The 18984-nt window shown below is 54.2% G+C and carries 16 protein-coding genes and 5 tRNA genes; 15 read left to right on the top strand and 6 right to left on the bottom strand.

The window, feature by feature from the left end:
• Positions 1 to 51: 51 nt before the first annotated feature.
• The 8 genes from ispE to ACT3TJ_RS15930 all read left to right on the top strand — a co-directional run bounded on the left by ispE (position 52) and on the right by ACT3TJ_RS15930 (position 7251).
• On the top strand, positions 52 to 915 hold the full coding sequence (ispE, locus tag ACT3TJ_RS15965; RefSeq protein ID WP_444622566.1) for a 4-(cytidine 5'-diphospho)-2-C-methyl-D-erythritol kinase: 864 nt from the start codon (positions 52 to 54) through the stop codon (positions 913 to 915).
• Between the two features lie 30 nt (positions 916 to 945).
• A tRNA-Gln gene (locus tag ACT3TJ_RS15960) sits at positions 946 to 1020 on the top strand.
• 57 nt (positions 1021 to 1077) lie between these two features.
• Complete coding sequence (locus tag ACT3TJ_RS15955; protein WP_172117127.1) at positions 1078 to 2019, top strand: ribose-phosphate pyrophosphokinase; 942 nt, start codon at positions 1078 to 1080, stop codon at positions 2017 to 2019.
• Positions 2020 to 2115: 96 nt separating this feature from the next.
• Positions 2116 to 2748 (top strand): 50S ribosomal protein L25/general stress protein Ctc, encoded by a 633-nt coding sequence (locus ACT3TJ_RS15950; RefSeq protein WP_441679071.1) that lies wholly within the window; start codon positions 2116 to 2118, stop codon positions 2746 to 2748.
• Between the two features lie 196 nt (positions 2749 to 2944).
• The gene (gene pth, locus ACT3TJ_RS15945; RefSeq protein ID WP_193054974.1) at positions 2945 to 3526 is read left to right on the top strand and encodes an aminoacyl-tRNA hydrolase; all 582 of its coding nucleotides are present in this window, start codon (positions 2945 to 2947) and stop codon (positions 3524 to 3526) included.
• 81 nt (positions 3527 to 3607) lie between these two features.
• A complete protein-coding gene (gene ychF, locus ACT3TJ_RS15940) occupies positions 3608 to 4699 on the top strand; it encodes a redox-regulated ATPase YchF (protein ID WP_441679070.1) in 1092 nt (363 codons plus the stop codon).
• A 185-nt stretch (positions 4700 to 4884) separates the two neighbouring features.
• A complete protein-coding gene (locus ACT3TJ_RS15935; RefSeq protein WP_444622567.1) occupies positions 4885 to 7098 on the top strand; it encodes a cation:proton antiporter in 2214 nt (737 codons plus the stop codon).
• Positions 7099 to 7174: 76 nt separating this feature from the next.
• Positions 7175 to 7251, top strand: a tRNA-Met gene (locus ACT3TJ_RS15930).
• Positions 7252 to 7323: 72 nt separating this feature from the next.
• On the opposite strand, the gene ACT3TJ_RS15925 is transcribed toward ACT3TJ_RS15930, so the two are convergent.
• Positions 7324 to 8628 carry a M18 family aminopeptidase gene (locus ACT3TJ_RS15925; RefSeq protein ID WP_444622568.1) on the bottom strand — a complete coding sequence of 435 codons (1305 nt, stop codon included), beginning with the start codon at positions 8626 to 8628 and terminating at the stop codon, positions 7324 to 7326.
• A gap of 137 nt (positions 8629 to 8765) precedes the next feature.
• On the opposite strand from ACT3TJ_RS15925, the gene ACT3TJ_RS15920 reads away from it, so the two are divergent.
• Entirely contained in the window at positions 8766 to 10853 is a 2088-nt protein-coding gene (locus tag ACT3TJ_RS15920) for a carboxy terminal-processing peptidase (RefSeq protein WP_444622569.1), read from the top strand.
• Between the two features lie 247 nt (positions 10854 to 11100).
• Here ACT3TJ_RS15920 and ACT3TJ_RS15915 read toward each other — a convergent pair.
• The 3 genes from ACT3TJ_RS15915 to ACT3TJ_RS15905 all read right to left on the bottom strand — a co-directional run bounded on the left by ACT3TJ_RS15915 (position 11101) and on the right by ACT3TJ_RS15905 (position 11428).
• Positions 11101 to 11176: transfer RNA gene (locus ACT3TJ_RS15915), tRNA-Asn, on the bottom strand.
• Positions 11177 to 11230: 54 nt separating this feature from the next.
• Positions 11231 to 11306, bottom strand: a tRNA-Asn gene (locus ACT3TJ_RS15910).
• A 46-nt stretch (positions 11307 to 11352) separates the two neighbouring features.
• Positions 11353 to 11428, bottom strand: a tRNA-Asn gene (locus ACT3TJ_RS15905).
• Positions 11429 to 11611: 183 nt separating this feature from the next.
• Between ACT3TJ_RS15905 and miaB the strand changes: the two genes are divergently transcribed.
• The 6 genes from miaB (at position 11612) to ACT3TJ_RS15875 (ending at position 17570) form a co-directional block, all read left to right on the top strand.
• Positions 11612 to 12955 (top strand): tRNA (N6-isopentenyl adenosine(37)-C2)-methylthiotransferase MiaB, encoded by a 1344-nt coding sequence (gene miaB, locus ACT3TJ_RS15900; RefSeq protein WP_193053077.1) that lies wholly within the window; start codon positions 11612 to 11614, stop codon positions 12953 to 12955.
• A gap of 88 nt (positions 12956 to 13043) precedes the next feature.
• Positions 13044 to 14135 (top strand): PhoH family protein, encoded by a 1092-nt coding sequence (locus tag ACT3TJ_RS15895; protein WP_172117135.1) that lies wholly within the window; start codon positions 13044 to 13046, stop codon positions 14133 to 14135.
• Complete coding sequence (ybeY, locus tag ACT3TJ_RS15890; RefSeq protein ID WP_444666017.1) at positions 14114 to 14596, top strand: rRNA maturation RNase YbeY; 483 nt, start codon at positions 14114 to 14116, stop codon at positions 14594 to 14596. The genes ACT3TJ_RS15895 and ybeY overlap by 22 nt, the downstream gene beginning before the upstream one ends.
• 171 nt (positions 14597 to 14767) lie before the next feature.
• Positions 14768 to 15655 carry an HlyC/CorC family transporter gene (locus ACT3TJ_RS15885; RefSeq protein ID WP_444622570.1) on the top strand — a complete coding sequence of 296 codons (888 nt, stop codon included), beginning with the start codon at positions 14768 to 14770 and terminating at the stop codon, positions 15653 to 15655.
• 37 nt (positions 15656 to 15692) lie between these two features.
• Positions 15693 to 17165, top strand: a complete 1473-nt coding sequence (gene lnt, locus ACT3TJ_RS15880) for an apolipoprotein N-acyltransferase (RefSeq protein ID WP_444622571.1) — start codon at positions 15693 to 15695, stop codon at positions 17163 to 17165.
• A 66-nt stretch (positions 17166 to 17231) separates the two neighbouring features.
• Positions 17232 to 17570, top strand: a complete 339-nt coding sequence (locus ACT3TJ_RS15875; protein WP_172117139.1) for a hypothetical protein — start codon at positions 17232 to 17234, stop codon at positions 17568 to 17570.
• A gap of 141 nt (positions 17571 to 17711) precedes the next feature.
• Here the strand turns inward: ACT3TJ_RS15875 and ACT3TJ_RS15870 are convergent, their stop codons facing one another.
• Together ACT3TJ_RS15870 and ACT3TJ_RS15865 are read right to left on the bottom strand one after the other, a co-directional pair.
• Positions 17712 to 18290 carry an SCO family protein gene (locus ACT3TJ_RS15870; RefSeq protein WP_444622572.1) on the bottom strand — a complete coding sequence of 193 codons (579 nt, stop codon included), beginning with the start codon at positions 18288 to 18290 and terminating at the stop codon, positions 17712 to 17714.
• 22 nt (positions 18291 to 18312) lie between these two features.
• On the bottom strand, positions 18313 to 18780 hold the full coding sequence (locus tag ACT3TJ_RS15865) for a copper chaperone PCu(A)C (RefSeq protein ID WP_444622573.1): 468 nt from the start codon (positions 18778 to 18780) through the stop codon (positions 18313 to 18315).
• Positions 18781 to 18984: the final 204 nt, after the last annotated feature.

Genomic DNA, 18984 nt, shown 5'->3' with positions numbered 1-18984 from the left:
GTATGCGCCCGTTGAGTTGTCGCGCCTAATTCAAGTCACGTGAGAGCGTTAATGCCTGCTTCTTTAACACTACCCGCACCTGCGAAGCTCAATCGCATGCTGCACATTGTAGGCCGTCGCGACGACGGCTACCACGAATTGCAAACCCTGTTTCAAATCGTTGACATCAGTGATCAGCTCACACTCACCCTGCGCGAAGACAGCGATATCACGCTCGCCACTCCGATAAACGGTGTGGCTCACGATGACAACTTGATGGTTCGCGCAGCCCGCCTGCTTCAGCGCTCAGCAGGCACGTCACCAAAAGCCATGCCAGGGGCTACGCTAACCATTGAGAAGAAGCTTCCCATGGGAGGCGGGCTGGGCGGGGGCAGCTCAAATGCCGCCACCGTATTACTGGGGTTAAACAAGCTGTGGCAATTAGGGCTTTCTATGGAGGCATTAGCCAGGCTGGGCTTACAGCTTGGCGCCGATGTACCGGTCTTTATTTATGGGCACAGCGCCTGGGCCGAAGGGGTTGGTGAAAAGCTGACCTCCGTGACCCTGGATACGCCCTGGTTTGTGATTATTCACCCGAAAGTGAGCGTCTCAACCCCCCTAATCTTCCAGGACCCGGAATTGACACGCGACAGCCGCCCCATTACTATGGCGCGCGCACTGCAGGGGGGAGCGTCTGAGTGGCGTAACGACTGCGAGGCCATCGTAAAAAAACGCTATCCGCTGGTGGCGGAAGCGCTTGATTGGCTCGCGCAGTATGCACCTGTTCGGCTGACCGGTACTGGCGCTTGTCTGTTTGCGACGTTTGAGTCTGAACAAACCGCACGTACAGTCGCTGAATTGGCAGCTCAATGCTGGCCGACATGGGTCGCACGCGGCCTGAACACCTCTCCCCTACAAGATGCTCTGGGCTGCTGAAAGCGCCCGGTCATCGCATTAGGTTATTGCTGGGGTATCGCCAAGTGGTAAGGCACCGGTTTTTGGTATCGGCATTCCCAGGTTCGAATCCTGGTACCCCAGCCAACCTGACATGATCTGCGTTTTCTCCCCTGATTCCAAACACTGCAAAGGTGGCTGCGCGTGTCAAAATTGATGGTTTTCACCGGGAACGCCAATCCCGAACTCGCTCAAAAGATTGCCGAGAGCTTGGACAGCCGTATGGGTAATGCCACGGTTGGCCAATTTAGCGACGGCGAAATCGCAGTCGAGATCAATGAGAACGTGCGCGGTAAGGACGTGTTTATCCTCCAGTCCACCTGTGCACCGACGAATGACAACCTGATGGAGCTGATCCTGATGGTTGATGCTCTGCGTCGTGCCTCAGCGGCGCGGATTACGGCGGTTGTGCCGTATTTCGGCTATGCCCGTCAGGATCGCCGCGTACGCTCTGCTCGTGTCCCTATTTCCGCTAAAGTGGTGGCGGACATGATGGTAAAAGCGGGTGTTGATCGCGTAATGACGATGGACCTGCACGCCGACCAAATCCAGGGTTTCTTCGATGTCCCGGTAGACAACGTCTACGGTTCGCCGATTCTTCTGGATGATATCGAGCGCCAAAACTACGCTGACTTGGTCGTGGTTTCACCCGACGTAGGCGGTGTCGTTCGTGCTCGTGCTATCGCCAAACAGCTGAATGCTGACCTTGCGATTATCGACAAGCGTCGCCCCCAAGCCAATCAGGCTCAGGTGATGCACATCATCGGTGAAATTGAAGGCCGTACTTGCGTAGTCGTTGACGACATGATCGACACCGCTGGTACGCTTTGCAAAGCCGGTGAAGCACTGAAAGATCATGGCGCTGCACGCGTAGTGGCCTATGCGACACATCCGATCTTGTCCGGCCCTGCCGTTGACAACATCACCAACTCTGTACTGGACGAAGTTGTCGTGGCCGACACTATTCCGCTTGCTGACCATGCGCGTCGCAGTGGAAAAATTCGTCAGTTGAGCGTTGCCGGTTTGATTGCAGAAGCGATCCGTCGGGTTAGCAACGAAGAATCTGTTAGCGCGATGTTCCATTGATCGCCTAACGATATAGCCCCCTTCTGGGGCCTTGGAAACGTCGTCGTCTGGTCGCGGACAGCGGCGCTTTCTTACTTAAACCAAGAGGCAAATTACATGTCTGATTTTATCCTGAAAGCCAGCGTTCGTAACGACCTGGGGAAAGGTGCGAGCCGCCGCCTGCGTCGTGCGAACCAACAAGTACCGGCCGTTGTTTACGGCGGTGAAAAAGGCGCGCAATCAATCTCTGTAGAAAAAACTGCTTTCTACAAAGCGATTGAAGACGAAGTCTTCTTCTCCTCAGTAATCAAGCTGGTTATCGATGGTAAAGAAGAGCAAGTAGTGGTGCGTGATCTTCAGCGTCACCCCTACAAGCCGCTTCTGACTCACGCTGACTTCCTGCGTGTTGACGCTACTCATGAAATCACCATGAACGTACCGCTTCACGTAATCAGCGAAGAAAAGTGTGTGGGCATCAAAGACCAGGGCGGCGAATTGCACGTACTGGCTAACGAAGTTGCCATCAGCTGCCTACCGAAAGACCTGCCTGACTACCTGGAAGTTGATATTTCCGCGGTTGAGCTGGGCACGATCCTGCACCTGTCTGACCTGACACTGCCGAAGGGCGTTTCCTCCGTTGACCTGTCTCACGGTGAGGAGCACAACCACGCCATTCTCAGCATTACGAAAGTTAAAGTACGTAATGACGAAGAAGCAGACGAAGGCGAAGAAGGCACCAGCGCTGAGTAAGGCCGATAAGGGTGCGCATCGCCTTAATGGCTGAATACGTACCTGGCCCGGGCCATGCTCGTATGGCCCGGGAATGATAAGATCAAGCGCTTCGGCGCTTGATTTTTTTTGCGACTTGCCTTTTTGCAACTGCACCTCAAGCCGCCAATGGCGCACGACGTCAAGAATACGCCCGGATTTTTTTGGAGGTAGGTCAATGAGTCAGGTAACGGCCCTGATAGGACTAGGCAACCCCGGCGCCGAGTATGATACCACCCGGCACAATGCGGGTTTCTGGCTGGTCGATGCCATTGCGCGCAGCGCCCATACCGAACTGCGCCCGGAAAAGAAGTTCCTCGGCCTGTATGCCAAGGCCCGCGTGGGCGACCACGAGCTTCATCTGCTCAACCCTACCACCTTCATGAACCGAAGCGGCGCCTCTGTGGCAGCGCTTACCCAGTTTTTTAAACTTGCCCCCGAGAATTTACTGGTCGCTCATGATGAGCTAGACCTCCCCCCGGGGCAGGCGCGCTATAAAACAGGCGGTGGCCACGGTGGTCATAACGGCCTGCGCGATATCATCAGCGCACTTGGCAACCAAAAGCAGTTCCACCGTCTACGCATAGGCATCGGTCACCCAGGTGAGGCACGTCAGGTCACCCACTACGTGCTTGGTCGGCCCGGCAAAGACGAGCAGGCGGCCATTGATCATGTGCTTAACGAGTGCGAAGCCACACTTCCGCTTGTACTTGATGGCGATTGGGCGAAAGCCATGAATCGCCTGCATAGCGTAAAATAGTTACTATCGATTTTTTTCACTTTAGACCCGCGCTGAACACATCCTTTCGTTAGCGCGCGCCTAGCGGCCAGGAATGAACTTATGGGCTTTAACTGCGGCATCGTCGGCCTACCCAACGTAGGCAAATCCACGCTCTTCAATGCGTTGACAAAATCAGGCATTGATGCGGAAAACTTCCCGTTTTGTACGATAGAACCCAACGTAGGCATCGTTCCCATGCCTGACCCACGTTTGGACAAGCTGGCTGCGATCGTCAAACCTGAACGAGTCCTGCCCACGACCATGGAGTTTGTCGATATCGCAGGCCTCGTAGCAGGTGCCTCCAAGGGTGAAGGTCTGGGCAATAAATTTCTTGCCAACATTCGCGAAACCCAAGCGATTGCCCACGTGGTGCGCTGCTTTGATAACGACAACGTTATCCATGTTGCCAACCAGGTTGACCCTCGCGCCGACATCGAAACGATTAACCTTGAGCTTGCCCTGGCGGACCTGGATACCGTTGAGAAGGCCAGCCAGAGGCTCTTGCGTTCGGTCAAAGGCGGCGATAAGGAGGCCATCGCAACCAAAGCCATCCTCGACAAGATTGAGCCACACCTGGCCGAAGGCCACCCATTGCGCAGTTTTGGTCTGGATGAGGACGAAAAGCATCAGGTGAAAAGCTTTGGTTTTTTAACCCTAAAGCCCACCATGTACATCGCTAACGTCAATGAAGACGGGTTTGAGAACAACCCTTACCTGGATATCGTTAAAGAAATAGCTGCCGAAGAAGGCGCCGTCGTGGTGCCCGTCTGCAACCAGCTGGAAGCTGAAATCGCTGAGCTGGAAGATGAAGAACGCGCCATGTTCCTGGGTGAGATGGGCATGGAAGAGCCCGGCCTTGACCGCGTTATTCGCGCAGGTTATGCCCTGCTGGGCCTGCAAACCTACTTCACTGCAGGCGTAAAAGAAGTCCGCGCATGGACAGTAAAACAGGGTGCTACGGCTCCAGAGTCTGCTGGCGCTATCCATACTGACTTCCAGAAAGGCTTTATCCGCGCAGAAGTGATCGCCTATGACGATTTTGTCTCACTGGGCGGTGAGCAAGGTGCTAAAGATGCGGGCAAATGGCGCCTGGAAGGCAAAGAGTACATTGTGAAAGATGGTGATGTGGTGCACTTCCGGTTTAACGTTTAATTGACCACCCCGTAACCTGCTAGCTCCTGCCATGGGCGCACTCCTGCGCCCATGGCAATTTGTCTCTTCATCTGCCACCTTCAGGCAACGCCCCTACCTCTTTTTTCTTAATTTTTCAGTGGCATCCTACGCCCAGCCGACTAATACTGAGGCATCCGAGCTTATTCAACCGGAAGCTGATACCTATGGAAACACTGTACAAAGTGCTGTTACTTGGCAGCCTGATGCTTATGATCATTGCGCTGGTGCAACGGCTCTCTGCGCGTACGGCGTTTCCTGAAGCGACGCTGCTGGCGTTAACAGGCATCACCCTGGGGCTCTCTTACGCGACCCTGTCGACATTGTGGCCTGCCATAGATCTCTTTGATCCTCTCTTATCAGCATCCTTACCTGCTGAAATATATCTGTGGATCTTCCTCCCCCCGCTGTTGTTCCAGGCAGCGCTCAGTGTTGATGTTCGTGAAATGGTGCCTGATGCAGCACCTATTTTACTCCTTGCGGTAGTGGCTGTTTTCGTTGCTACAGGTATGGTGGGCCTGTCTATATGGCTGCTAGGCGCAGCAGCACTGCCTGTTGGGCTGTTACTTGGCGCCGTCATCGCGACAACTGACCCATCCGCCGTCATTGCCATTTTCCGTAACGTTGGAGCACCTCCACGGCTAATCCGTCTAGTGGAAGGCGAAAGCCTGCTAAATGATGCGGCCGCAATCGCGATTGTCAGCGTGCTACTCGCTTCACTTACCGACCATGTCGCTACCACTGCGCTACAGGTGGCCGGGATGCTAGCGTTATCCCTGGGTGGCGGTTTGATCCTTGGCGCTATCGTCGGGCGTATCGGTGCAGAGGCACTCGCTCTTATCGGTAACGATGGCAAAGCGCAGATAGCCATCACGCTTTCTCTGCCATACCCCACCTACCTGCTGGGCGAAAGTTTCGGTGTTTCGGGGGTTGTCGCTGTCGTAGCCGCAGGCCTGGTGCTCAACGGTTTAGGCAGAACGCGGACGTCGCCCGCCAATTGGGAATACCTGCAACTTCTCTGGGTGCAAATTGCCTCCGTCGCGGGTGCCATGGTGTTTTTGCTCGCCATGCTGCAAGTGCCAAAAATGCTGGAAGGGATGACTCTTGCGTGGCTACCCTTACTCGTAACGATTATTCTGGCGACCTTACTGGCACGCCTCCTCGTTCTATTTGGCTTTCTGCCGCTGTTGAATCGACTCAAGCTTTCAACCCCGATCAGCGCAAGCTATAAGCTGGCTATCACCTGGGGAGGACTACGTGGCGCGGTCACACTCGTACTTGCGCTTGGCGTTGCAGAGCAAACAGCGCTTTCAGCAGACATTCGCCATTTTGTCGCTATCCTGGCCACCGGCTTTGTACTATTCAGCCTACTGGTTAATGGAACCAGCCTTCAGGCGGTCATTCGCAAGCTAAAGCTTGATCAGCTAAACCCTTATGACAAAGCGCTTCAGCAACAGGCTATTCATCTTTCGACCATTGAGGTTGAAAGCGCGGTACAACGCACAGCGCAGAACTTCAACATTGCCCCCTCCATCACCGATGATGTCATTGCTAAATTTCGTCGCGATATGGCCATCGAGACGGCCCCTTTCGCGCTTGATCAAGCGCTACCTGAACGAGACCGTATGGCAATTGCGCTGGTGACGCTGGCTGTTCGAGAGCGCGACCTGATTCCGCGCTACGGAAACGGCGTCACCAGTATCCATAACCTGGATACGATGATGCGCGCCAGCGGCAGAACTATTGATGCGGCTCGCTCAGAGGGCCGCTTGGGTTATAACAGAGAAACACGGAAAATAACCTCACACACTCGCTGGATTAAGCTGTGCACCTTTCTTCACCAGCATATGAGGATCCGCTGGCCGCTGACACGTCTGCTATCTAACCGTTTTGAGTTATTAATTTGCCACAGGGCGGTACTAGAAGAGTTGCGCCATTACACAACACAGCGGCTAACCCCGCTATTCGGTCAGCGCATGGCTGAATTACTTGATGAGGTGCTCAATATAAGGATCAGCGCTGTCGACCAAGCAATACGTGAGACGGAAGCAAAGTTTGGTCGTCACGCCTACCAACTTGAGCAGCGCATGTTACGCCTTTATGCGTTGCGACGAAGTGCTGAAAGCATGGAAGAAATGGTAAAAGACCGCTTAGTCTCCCAAGAGGTTTTCGACGATATACAGCGTGGTTTACATCGCATTTGGCACAAGGCAACTGACCGTCCCAGCCTTTCCGGGCACGATTACGAGCACTTTCCTAAACACTCTCCTAAGCACTCTCCCAAGCCCCCTCACAAGTTCACTGGCAAGCCATCAGAGAACAGCCACTCCCTACCCAATGTAACGCCACCAGACAAACAACCTCAAAAAGACAACGAGTAACTACCTGGGCATCGCGCTTATTACGTTAAAATATTGACGAGCGGAAAAAAGCTGTTAATATACGCCCCCGTTGAAAGGCTACGTAGCTCAGCTGGTTAGAGCACATCACTCATAATGATGGGGTCCCCTGTTCAAATCAGGGCGTAGCCACCAACACCGAATGGCGAAAGGCCCGCTGACTTAGTCAGCGGGCCTTTCTCGTTGTTGGGCGTTATCTAGTGCGCATCAACCAAGCGTCGGCCGATTCAGAAACACTTTCAATGCCCGGGTTAGGTATTCCACGTCACGCGTACCCGCCGTTTCACGGATAGAGTGCATGGCCCACTGTGGCACGCCGATATCCAGCGTAGGCACACCCAGCTCCGTCGCCGTAATCGGCCCAATGGTACTACCGCAGCCCATATCCGCCCGCGTCACAAACGACTGTACCGGCACGTCGGCTTCGCGACACGCATCACGAAATAGCGCACCGGTTACGCTATTGGTGGCGTAGCGCTGGCTGGCATTCACCTTGATAACCGGGCCGCCGTTAATGGCGGGGCCATGCTGCTCATCATGCTTATCGCGAAAGTTAGGATGCAACGCATGCGCATTGTCACAGGAAATCATCAGCGATGACTGAATCAACTGAATCAGCGACTCCTCGCTGCCCTCTCCTACCTGCGCATTGATGCGCTTAAGCACATCGCCCAGGAACGGCCCCTGCGCACCACAAGCGCTCGCACTACCCACCTCTTCGTGATCGTTCGCCACTAACAACGCCCCCTGGCTACCATCACTTTCGAGCAAGGCCTCCATGCCAATAAAACAGGAGAGCAGATTGTCCAGCCGCGCACTGGCGATGAGCTCTTGCTTAACCCCTACGAGCGAAGGCGGCTGTACATCGTAAAAACCCAGTTCAAAATCCACCACCTCAGCGGAGCGCACACCGTGCTGCTCCTCAAGCCAAGCAGCTAGCAATTCAGAAAGCTTGGTGCTATCGCTTTGCAGCAGTACCGGCGCCATTTGCGTTTGCGGATTAATAGCACGGCCCGAATTCACGTCGCGATCCAGATGGATGGCCAGGTTCGGTACCATCGCAATAGGCCGGTCAACATTCAGCAGCAGGCTTTCCAGCCGCCCGTCTGCATGGCGCACATGTACGCGCCCAGCTAATCCTAAATCACGGTCAAACCAGGGCGCCAACAGTACGCCCCCATACACCTGCACGCCAAGCTGCAACCAACCTGCAGCGTGCTGAGTGGCGTTGGGCTTTAAGCGCAATCCGGGGCTATCCGTATGCGCGCCCAGCATACGCAAACTTTTAAGCGTATCGCTTGGCAACTGAAAGGCGATAATGGAAGAATCATTGCGCGTAACGTAATAGCGCTGCCCAGGCGCCAGCTGCCAATTAGCCGTCTCGTGGAGACGCTGAAAACCTGCTTTCTCCAAGCGTTCGGCCATTGCCTTCGTTGCATGCCAAGGTGTGGGCGACTGGCGCAGAAAATCACATAACCGCGTTAGCCGATCGGCGTTGAAAGCTTCGGACATGGAAATCCTCATAACAGTAATGATTGAGTCTCATAGAGCAAACGACCTGCTACAATGCCCCCTGGCCTACGCAACACATAGGTCACAAGCAGGTCTAGGGAAGAATGAGTGTACACAAATCCGGGAGAGCTTGACTGATGAGCTTGTTTGCAACGCTTTCGCGCTCGGTCGCCCTTGCCGTGATGCTGGTCGTTACCAGCCCGGCAGTTATGGCACAAATTGCGCCGACCGACGAACAACGCCAAGCGGCAGTAGAAATTGCGGATGCGCTCCGCTACGGCCACTACGCCAACATAACGTTTGATGAGCAGTGGTCACAGGAGGCCTTCCAACGCTACCTGGATATCCTCGATGGTCAACGCGCTTATTTACTAAATCGCGATATAGTGCCCTACCGCCATTATGAAAATGATATGGCTGAAGCACTCTTTAACGGCGATTTGGATGATGCTTACGCGCTTTATAACCAGCTAAGCGAGCGTAATATTGCGCGGGTTGAATGGCTGCTTGCACGTCTTGATGAAGGCCTATCGTTTAGCTTTGATAGCGATGAGCGCTTGGAAGTTGATCGCGAAAATGCTCCCTGGGCCACCCGCGAGAGCGAACTTGATGAGCTATGGCGCAAGCGGTTAAAAAATGACGCGCTAACGCTCGCGCTTACCGACCAGGATGACGAGCAGATAGTCGACAACCTGCGCCAGCGCTATGAAGGCCAGCTTAGTCGTCTACGCCAAACTGAATCAGAAGATGTCTTCGGCTTGATAATGGCAGCGGTCACCAGCACGATTGATCCACATACCGGCTACCTCTCACCACGCCAAAGCGAATCTTTTGACATCCAGATGAGCCTCTCGCTGGAAGGCATTGGCGCGCTACTGCAGGCCGATGGCGAATACGTGAAAGTAGCAAGCCTGGTGCCCGGCGGCCCCGCTGACCGTGCAGATGTCCTGGAACCTGCCGACCGCATTATTGCGGTTGGCCAGGAAGAGGGCGAAATGGTCAACGTTGTGGGCATGCGCCTGGACAACGTCGTTGACTTGATTCGTGGCCCCAAAGGCTCCGTAGTCCGCCTGGATATCGTGCCCGCCCAAGCGGTGGACATGACCCGCTCGCATATTGTCGAGATCACCCGCGATACCGTAAGCCTTGAAGACCAGGCGGCCCATGGCGAAGTGATCAACGTTGAGCGAGACGGCGAACCCCATCCCATTGGGGTCATTAACATTCCTACTTTCTATGTTGATTTTGACGCCTGGCAGGCGGGCGAAGAGGAGTATCGCAGCACCACACGCGATGTCGCCCGTGAAGTTGAGCGTTTAAAAGAGCAAGGCGTAGAAGGCATTGTGCTGGATCTGCGTAATAACGGCGGCGGCGCGCTTCAAGAGGCTAACTCGCTGATTGGCTTGTTTATTGACCGAGGCCCCACCGTACAGGTACGTGACGCTCAAGGGCGCATTCAGCTATACGGCGATACCGACGCAGGCACACTCTACGATGGTCCGCTGACCGTGCTGGTTAACCGCCTTTCCGCCTCTGCCTCAGAAATCTTTGCAGGCGCTATTCAGGATTATGGTCGCGGCCTGGTAGTAGGCTCATCAACCTTTGGCAAAGGTACCGTACAAACGCTGAACGACCTAAGCCATGGGCAGATCAAGCTGACCCGCGCTAAGTTTTACCGCATCACCGGTAAAAGCACGCAAAATCGTGGGGTTGAGCCTGACATTAGCTTCCCGAGCTTAATCGACCCAGAACGGATCGGTGAAAGCAGCCTGGATAACGCCCTTGGCTGGGATACTGTTCAAGATGTTCAGTATCGTCGCTACGGAACGCCGGAAACCTTTATAGACGCACTGAACACCCAACACGCAGCGCGCGCCAAAGAGAACCCCAACTTCCGCTATGTTGAGCGCCAATCCACGCTGGCCCGCCAGCTACGTGAGCAGCACACCAGCGTGAGCCTGAACCGCGAGCAGCGCCAGCGTGAGCTTGAGGCCCAAGAGGCCGAGCAGCTTTCGCTAGAGAACCAGCGTCGCCGGGCACTCAAACTGCCAGAACTAGATGAGTGGATGGATGCACGCCTGGAAAGCAGCGAACCCAGTGACGATGCTGACGAAAACGGAGAGGATGAAGGCATGCCCGCTGATCGCGCTCCCGTACTAGAAGCCGCAGAAATCCTGCTGGATTACGCGCAATTTCAACAAGCCCAGCGAATGGCGACACGCTAAATAACCATTGATCGCTGTATGACGCCGACCTTTTAGGTCGGCGTTTTACGCGTGACTTTTGACCCGCCAGATACACGAAATCAACCCAATACCGTTAGGCAGCGGGGCCAATAATTTTACAGGGGTTAATAACGTCCTGGAGACGATAAAGGTTTGAAGAGGTAATAAAAATCAGGGGAGCTAGAAAGCAGCACGCTTTTCAGAACCAGGCACAGAAGCACACTGTGAATCTAAAAAGGCAAGTAGATGGCTCCTCGAACAGGACTCGAACCTGTGACCCAATGATTAACAGTCATTTGCTCTACCAACTGAGCTATCGAGGAATAACGCGCTACCTATAGCAGGCTATGCCGAAACAGGTAGTAAAATAGTCAGCTTGGCTCCTCGAACAGGACTCGAACCTGTGACCCAATGATTAACAGTCATTTGCTCTACCAACTGAGCTATCGAGGAACATCTTAAGCTATTGTGTTTTAAGCAGAACCAACCTGTAAAGTGTTGGCTCCTCGAACAGGACTCGAACCTGTGACCCAATGATTAACAGTCATTTGCTCTACCAACTGAGCTATCGAGGAACTTCTCAAACACGGTGCGTAGTATACTGATTTAGAGACTAAGGTCAAGTATCGATTATTGGGGAATGCTAGCCCCCGGTTTCTTGTGCCCGTATAATAGGATTATTCAACAGTAGCCTACGCTGCTAAAACGATACCCCATTCATTCCTCGTCCCCCGACGACCCATAGACGACAGGTACCGATGGCGAAGAAGCTCTTCATCAAAACGCACGGCTGCCAAATGAACGAGTACGACTCCTCCCGTATGGCGGATCTACTCGGTGAATCTCACCAGCTTGAACTCACCGACAATGAGAAGGAAGCCGATGTCATCCTTCTTAACACCTGTTCAATTCGTGAGAAGGCTCAGGAGAAAGTGTTTCATCAGCTGGGGCGCTGGAAAAAGCTAAAAGACGCCAACCCGGACCTGGTAATTGGCGTAGGCGGCTGCGTGGCAAGCCAGGAAGGCGATGCGCTGCGTAAGCGTGCGCCCTTCGTGGATATGATTTTCGGCCCGCAGACGCTGCACCGTGTGCCCTCCATGCTGGATGCGCGCAGCAACAATCAAATTGCCGCCGTAGACGTAACGTTCCCGGAAATCGAGAAGTTTGATCACCTGCCCCAGCCCAAGTCAGATGGCGCCACGGCCTTTGTCTCGATCATGGAAGGCTGCTCCAAATACTGCACCTTCTGCGTGGTGCCCTATACCCGCGGAGAAGAGGTCTCGCGTCCGTTTGAGAAGGTGATGGATGAAGTTATCCACCTGGCCGATCAAGGGGTGCGCGAAGTCAACCTGCTGGGCCAAAACGTTAACGCCTACCGAGGCGACAACGACGACGGTGATGAAATTGATCTTGCCGAGCTGATTGCCTGCATCGCTGCAGTAGATGGCATTGACCGCATACGCTTTACCACCTCGCATCCGGTTGAGTTCACCGACAGCCTGGTGGATGCATTTGCAGACATCCCGGAACTGGTCAGCCACCTGCACCTGCCGGTGCAATCGGGTTCCGACCGGATTCTCAGCGCCATGAAGCGTGGCCATACTGCCGAAGAGTACATTGAGAAGATGGAGCGCGTGCGCGCTAACCGTCCGGATATCAGCTTCTCATCGGACTTCATTATCGGCTTCCCAGGTGAAACCGAGGAAGACTTTGAAGCCACGATGAATCTGATCCACCGGATTGGCTTCGATCACTCGTTTAGTTTTGTGTACTCGGCGCGCCCGGGCACCCCCGCCTCAGGCCTGCCGGATGACACCCCAGAAAGCGTCAAGAAGCAGCGTCTGGCGATTCTGCAAGAGCGCATTCTGCAGAATGTGGCCCAGATCAGCCGCCGTATGGTGGGGTCTACCCAGCGCATTCTGGTCACCGGCTTTTCACCTAAAGACCCCGGCCAACTCTCTGGGCGTACGGAGAATAACCGCGTGGTTAACTTCCGTGCGGCTAACCCTACCGAGCTAATCGGCTACTTTGTGGATGTTGAGATCACTGAGGCATTCCCCAACTCGCTGCGCGGCGAGCTCGTCTCCCCCGAGCGTTACTGATCGCTATCTTATCTTAGGTAATTGCCCCAACCCCGGTTGGGGCAGTAAGCTGGGTGTCTACACACATTAACTGACGGATTTCCTACTCTTGAGCCAGCCATCACCTCAGGCCAACCGCATTATCACCCTAAGCCTTGAACCCAATGACCCACAGCGGCTTGCCAGCTTAAGTGGCCAGCAGGACGAGCATCTAAAGCTGATTGAGAGCCGCTTGGACGTGACTTTGCGCAACCGGGGCAATATGTTTCAGCTGGCCGGTGCTGCCAACCGCATCAAAGCGGCGGCTAACGTGCTTGAGCACCTCTACCGCGAAACGGCGGTGGATGATCTTTCGGCAGATACCGTGCACCTGTTCCTGCAAGAGTCTGGCCTGGAAGCACTAGAAGACGAGCAGGACGGAGAAGGCAGCCCCGATGACGTGGTAATGCGCACGCCGCGCACCATGATCAAGCCGCGCGGCTTGAACCAGCAGCGCTACGTCACCAGCATCCGCGAGCACGATATTAACTTCGGCATCGGGCCAGCCGGCACCGGCAAAACGTATCTGGCGGTAGCAGCAGCGGTTGAAGCTCTTAACCAACAGGAAGTGCGCCGCATCTTACTGGTACGCCCAGCGGTTGAAGCGGGTGAAAAACTCGGCTTTTTGCCTGGTGATCTAGCCCAAAAGATCGACCCGTACCTGCGCCCGCTGTACGACGCGCTGTACGAGATGATCGGTTTTGAACAAGTGGCCAAGCTCATCGAGCGCCAAGTGATTGAAATAGCGCCGCTGGCCTATATGCGCGGTCGCACGCTGAATAATTCGTACATCATTTTGGACGAAAGCCAGAACACCACGCCGGAGCAGATGAAAATGTTCCTGACCCGGATCGGTTTTGGCTCAACGGCCGTGATCACCGGGGATATCACCCAGGTCGACCTTCCTCGTGGGCAGCGCTCTGGCTTGTCCCAGGTACTTGACGTACTGAAAGATACGCCTGGTATCGGCGTTACCCACTTTGCCGCCAAGGATGTCGTACGCCACCCCCTGGTGCAGCGTATTATCGAAGCCTACGACGAATTCGAATCGCAGCAGGAAGTGGAAGAGCGTGCCCGCCGTGAAGTACGCCAGCAAGAGCGCGAGGCACGCCTTCAGGGGCGCGAACAGTCTCAGGAACGATGGGGAGATACATCACGTTGAACAATATCGTGATTGATCGACAGGCCGCTATTGATGAACCGCTGCTGCCCACGCTTGAACAGCTCACCCACTGGGTGGGCTGTGTGTTTTCTCATCACCCGGATGATGAGCGCCAAGAGCTTACGATCCGCTTTGTGGACGAGCAAGAAAGCCAAGCCTTAAACCGCGATTATCGCGGCAAAGACAAGCCCACCAATGTGCTATCGTTCCCATTTGAAAACCCGCCGGGGCTCACGCTACCGCTGCTCGGCGATTTGATTATTTGTCATGCCGTTGTGGTAAAAGAGGCGGGCGAGCAACAGAAGCCGTTAACGCACCACTATGCGCACATGGTCGTTCATGGCACGCTCCATTTAATGGGCTATGACCATATTGAAGATAATGAGGCAGAAGAGATGGAGCAGCTAGAGCGTACGCTGCTTGCTGAGCTGGGCATCTCTGACCCTTACCATGTGCCATGACACTGACAACGCGCGGGGAAGAAACCGTTCATTGATGCAAGGCAAGAGGCATAGTGCAACATAGCGCCCTGTACCAGGGGGACACCGCCTTGTTGGCACCCTGTTTTTTGTTGATACTAGATTTAGGCACGTTACGACACCTGTCTGCCCCGTAAACAAGAGATTTGACGCATGAGCGAAGACCGATCGAGCAATCCTAATCAAAAATCCTGGCTCGAGAAACTCTTTGGCGCCCTTACCGGAGATACCGACGAACCCAGTTCACGCGCTGAACTGATGACGTTTTTACGCCATACCGCTGGGAAACTGAAGCTGGATCAGGACGCCATCATGATTATTGAAGGTGCGCTTGAAATTAGCGATCGACAGGTTCGAGAAGTATTAATACCCCGCTCTCAGGTATCAGCCATAACGCTGGACCAAACGCGTGATGGCTATTTACCGCTTATCCAGGAAACCGGTCACTCCCGCTATCCTGTGATTGGCGAGAATCTGGATGATGTTAAAGGGATATTGCTGGTAAAAGACTTGCTTCCTTTACTGTCGCAAACCCAGGAAAGCCGGGACGCCTTCAAACTGGAAGATGTTCTCCGTCCGGCCATGTTTATTCCAGAGTCGAAACGGCTTAACAGCCTGCTCAAAGAGTTTCGTGATACGCACAACCACATGGCAATTGTGGTAGATGAGTATGGCGGTACTGCCGGCATTATTACGATTGAAGACATTCTGGAACAAATCGTGGGTGATATTGAAGACGAGCACGATACCGACGAAGAGGACGATATCCGCACGCTGGAAAACGGCCACTTTGCTATTCGCGCCCTCACCTCCATCGAAGACTTTAACGAACGCTTTGGCACCGAATTCTCTGATGATGAATTCGATACCGTGGGCGGCCTGGTGATGCAGCAATTTGGTCATTTGCCCGGGCGCAGCGAGCATACTCGCTTCGGCGGCTGGCACTTTGTCATCCTGAATGCAGATAACCGGCGCATCCGCTTATTAGAGGCCTATCGTGAAAGCGATGGCGAGAGCCTCGAACCTCAAAAAAACGACTAGCAGCTTACCGATTAACCACGTATTGACAGGATATTTCATGGGGCCAACACCCGCCTTTATGCTTCAACTGTTACTGGCCCTGGTTGCGGGCGGCTTTACCACGCTAACCGCTTCACCATTTGAACTATGGTGGCTTGGCCCAGTGGCGATTGCTCTGCTTTACGTAGGGATTCATACCTTAACGCCTGCCCAGGCAGCGATTAAAGGCTGGCTCTATGGCATTGCACTCTTTGCCAGCGGCGCCTCATGGGTCTATATCTCCATTCATGATTACGGCTATACCGGCGTGCCGCTGGCAGTGTTGCTGACCGCACTTTTTGTCGCCGTACTGGCCCTTTTTTATGCGGGCACCTTCTGGCTTTACCGGCGCTTTACCACGCCCCGATTGGCATGGCTAACGTTTGCCGGTGCCTGGGTGCTGGGTGAAGTGCTGCGCACCTACCTGTTTACAGGCTTCCCTTGGCTACTAATGGGCTCAGGCTATGTCGATTCACCCTTGGCAAGCTGGGCACCAATTGGCGGTGTCTACCTACTTTCCCTGCTGGTGGTGCTTAGCGGCACACTGGCAGCTAACGTGCTTCTGCGCCGCCAGTGGTGGGCACTGGCCCCGTTACTGGCGATCTGGCTGATACCGCTGGCCTTGCCTGCACAGTGGACCACCCCTTCCAGCACACCGACTCGGGTTGCTTTACTTCAGGGCAACCTCCCGCAGTTGCTAAAGTGGACGCCAGACGGCCAGCGCATCGCAGCGAATACCTACAGCCGACTGACCGCTGAAGTCGCCGATGAGGCTGACATAATTATCTGGCCAGAAACCGCACTTCCCATGACGGAAACTCAGGCACGTCCGGTCCTGGAGCGCGTTCAGGCTAACCTTCCGCCAGGCGTTGCCTTGGTGACAGGCATCGTTCAATTGGATGAGGCTAACCGCTACTACAACAGCGTGGTGGGCATTGGCAACGTTGAAGGCAGTTATCAAAAAGAGCACCTGGTGCCCTTTGGCGAATACCTACCGCTTGAAAGCGTGCTGCGCGGTGCTATCGACTTTTTTGACCTGCCGATGTCGAGCTTTACCAAAGGCGCATCGCATCAGACGCCCATGCAGGCCTCCGGCATTCGCCTGGGCAACGCGATCTGTTATGAAATCATCTATCCGCAGCTTGTGGCGCGTCGCGCTCAGGACAGCGATGTGCTGCTGACGGTTTCCAACGACACCTGGTTTGGCGCCTCCATTGGCCCTTTCCAGCATTTGCAAATGGCACGACTTAGAGCACTTGAAAATGGTCGCTATGTAATACGCGCCACCAGTAACGGCGTTACAGCGATTATTGATGCCCACGGAAGCATCGTTGCTCAAGTGCCCCAGTTTGAAACGACAGCGTTAGTGGGTGAGTTCTATGCGATGGAGGGGTTAACACCTTTTACCCGCACCGGGAGCTGGCCTGCATGGCTACTAGCGGGGCTAATTCTGCTACCTGGCCTTCGCTTGACACGTTGTCGCGGTCGATAGGAACCTTCAACATGACACGCTACAATAGAGCACTTTTTTGATTCTGGCTGGCATAGGAATACCACTATGTTAAAATCTCGTCCTTTTTTACTACTTGTCGTGATGCCGCTGGCGCTTACTGTCGTGTTGGCGGGCGCTATCTTCGGTGGCCAGGTTATGTCTGACAGCCATGTTGGCGATGACATTCAACACGCTCTGGCAAATAAGCTGGGGACATCCCATGATATTGAGCTCTCGCAGCTGCAGGAAGTGCAGTATGGTTATGGCATCTGCGGCCTCTATCGCACAGCCTCTTCTGACAATGGCTATGCCTCCTTTTTCTACGATAAAGACAGTGAGAATATCGAACTGGATATTAACTCTCGTCTGTACAAGTCGCGCTGCGGCCTCTCTGCCGTCTGCTAAATCGCTTTCGTTGCCAGGTATTAGCCAAGTAAACGGCATATAAAAAGGGGCGACTGATCATCAGTCGCCCCTTTTTTGCTACAGACTTTTTCTACCTACGTCTACTACCTGTTTAGCTCCCTGGGGCTACTCCAAGCGGCGTTAGCTTTTTTCTATCAGCCGTTTGATATCCGCCTGAACATCCGTTATCGGGTGGCTATCCCGCACCAGGAACTGTGCATTCCCCTCTCGATCAAAGGCAAAAACAGCGCTGGAGTGTGTTACCAGGTAGTCACCATTCTCATTCTCTTCACCGTATTCGTAAGCAACGCGGTAACGATTGGTGATCGCATCAATGTCGGCTTTAGAGCCGGTCAAGCCAGTAAACTCAGGGCCAAAGGCATTGGTATAGCGCTTTAGCACCTCGGGCGTGTCACGCGCTGGGTCGACCGAAATAAACAGCACCTGAACCTCGTCGCGCGTCTCATCATCCAGCTGTCTGATCGCATCGCCTAATCTTGCCAGGGTAATGGGGCAAACATCGGGGCAAAACGTGTAGCCAAAATAGACAAGCGCTGGCTTACCCAGATATTCATCCGCTTGGACGCTGTCGCCGTTATCATCCACCAGTGAAAAATCAAGCGACGGCATAATGTCGGCAACATCGGTGGTACGCCAACTCTGATCACTACAACCAGCCAGTAAAAGAGACGCCAACGCGGCGAACAACAACTTGTACATATAGGGTTCCTATTCCTGGCCTTTACATCGATGCTGGAGAGACAACATTAAAGGTAACGGGCAGTTGCTGTTCATCGCTAAACTCAAGCACCACGTCAACGTCATCACCTACGTTTAAGGGCTCAACGCGGCGCATAAACATCAGATGATGACCTTTGGGCGCAAACTCAAAACGCTCGCCTGAGGCAATTTCAAGCGATGTAAGTTCGTGCATATGGGCCATACCGTCGTGCTCGGAGCTAACATGTATTTCAACACTATCAAAGGCAGGGCTTTGAGCGCCCACCAGCGTGACGGTGTCATCGCCCGCATTATAAAGCTCAAAGTAACCTGCACCGGGCGTGTTACCAGGCAGCAGGCTTAACCGAGCATTGCTTACTTCAAGCGTCTGCGCCTGCGCAACGCCTGCCGTTAATAGCAGTGCTAACGCGCTTAACGCCAGCCGCTGAGTCACTCGTTGGGCCATGACATTCAGTGCCTTGTTCGCCATTACTTCGATGCTCCCTTTAAATAAACACGGTTAAACGGCACACGCGCCAAGCTCGCACGTACTGGCCTATCGTACGTTATAAATCTTTGGCTACCATAGCGCCATCCAGGTGTTCTACAACCCTCCTGCGACATTATGACAGCACCCTCGGCCTGCCGATATTAGGCGAGAACGCGGCGCGGTTTGTGTTTGCCACAAAGGGGG

The organism is Halomonas sp. AOP30-A1-24, from assembly GCF_052378165.1.
GTDB lineage: Bacteria > Pseudomonadota > Gammaproteobacteria > Pseudomonadales > Halomonadaceae > Vreelandella > Vreelandella citrativorans.
Note: the sequence above shows the minus strand (reverse complement) of the source record. Positions and strands in the feature narration are given on the sequence as shown.

Excerpts from the sequence above, each read along its gene's own strand:
- ispE (WP_444622566.1), top strand. The coding sequence starts at position 52 with ATGCCTGCTTCTTTAACACTACCCGCACCTGCGAAGCTCAATCGCATG.
- ACT3TJ_RS15950 (WP_441679071.1), top strand. The coding sequence starts at position 2,116 with ATGTCTGATTTTATCCTGAAAGCCAGCGTTCGTAACGACCTGGGGAAA.
- pth (WP_193054974.1), top strand. The coding sequence starts at position 2,945 with ATGAGTCAGGTAACGGCCCTGATAGGACTAGGCAACCCCGGCGCCGAG.
- ychF (WP_441679070.1), top strand. The coding sequence starts at position 3,608 with ATGGGCTTTAACTGCGGCATCGTCGGCCTACCCAACGTAGGCAAATCC.
- ACT3TJ_RS15935 (WP_444622567.1), top strand. The coding sequence starts at position 4,885 with ATGGAAACACTGTACAAAGTGCTGTTACTTGGCAGCCTGATGCTTATG.
- ACT3TJ_RS15925 (WP_444622568.1), bottom strand. The coding sequence starts at position 8,628 with ATGTCCGAAGCTTTCAACGCCGATCGGCTAACGCGGTTATGTGATTTT.
- ACT3TJ_RS15920 (WP_444622569.1), top strand. The coding sequence starts at position 8,766 with ATGAGCTTGTTTGCAACGCTTTCGCGCTCGGTCGCCCTTGCCGTGATG.
- miaB (WP_193053077.1), top strand. The coding sequence starts at position 11,612 with ATGGCGAAGAAGCTCTTCATCAAAACGCACGGCTGCCAAATGAACGAG.
- ybeY (WP_444666017.1), top strand. The coding sequence starts at position 14,114 with ATGGGGAGATACATCACGTTGAACAATATCGTGATTGATCGACAGGCC.
- ACT3TJ_RS15885 (WP_444622570.1), top strand. The coding sequence starts at position 14,768 with ATGAGCGAAGACCGATCGAGCAATCCTAATCAAAAATCCTGGCTCGAG.
- lnt (WP_444622571.1), top strand. The coding sequence starts at position 15,693 with ATGGGGCCAACACCCGCCTTTATGCTTCAACTGTTACTGGCCCTGGTT.
- ACT3TJ_RS15875 (WP_172117139.1), top strand. The coding sequence starts at position 17,232 with ATGTTAAAATCTCGTCCTTTTTTACTACTTGTCGTGATGCCGCTGGCG.
- ACT3TJ_RS15870 (WP_444622572.1), bottom strand. The coding sequence starts at position 18,290 with ATGTACAAGTTGTTGTTCGCCGCGTTGGCGTCTCTTTTACTGGCTGGT.
- ACT3TJ_RS15865 (WP_444622573.1), bottom strand. The coding sequence starts at position 18,780 with ATGGCGAACAAGGCACTGAATGTCATGGCCCAACGAGTGACTCAGCGG.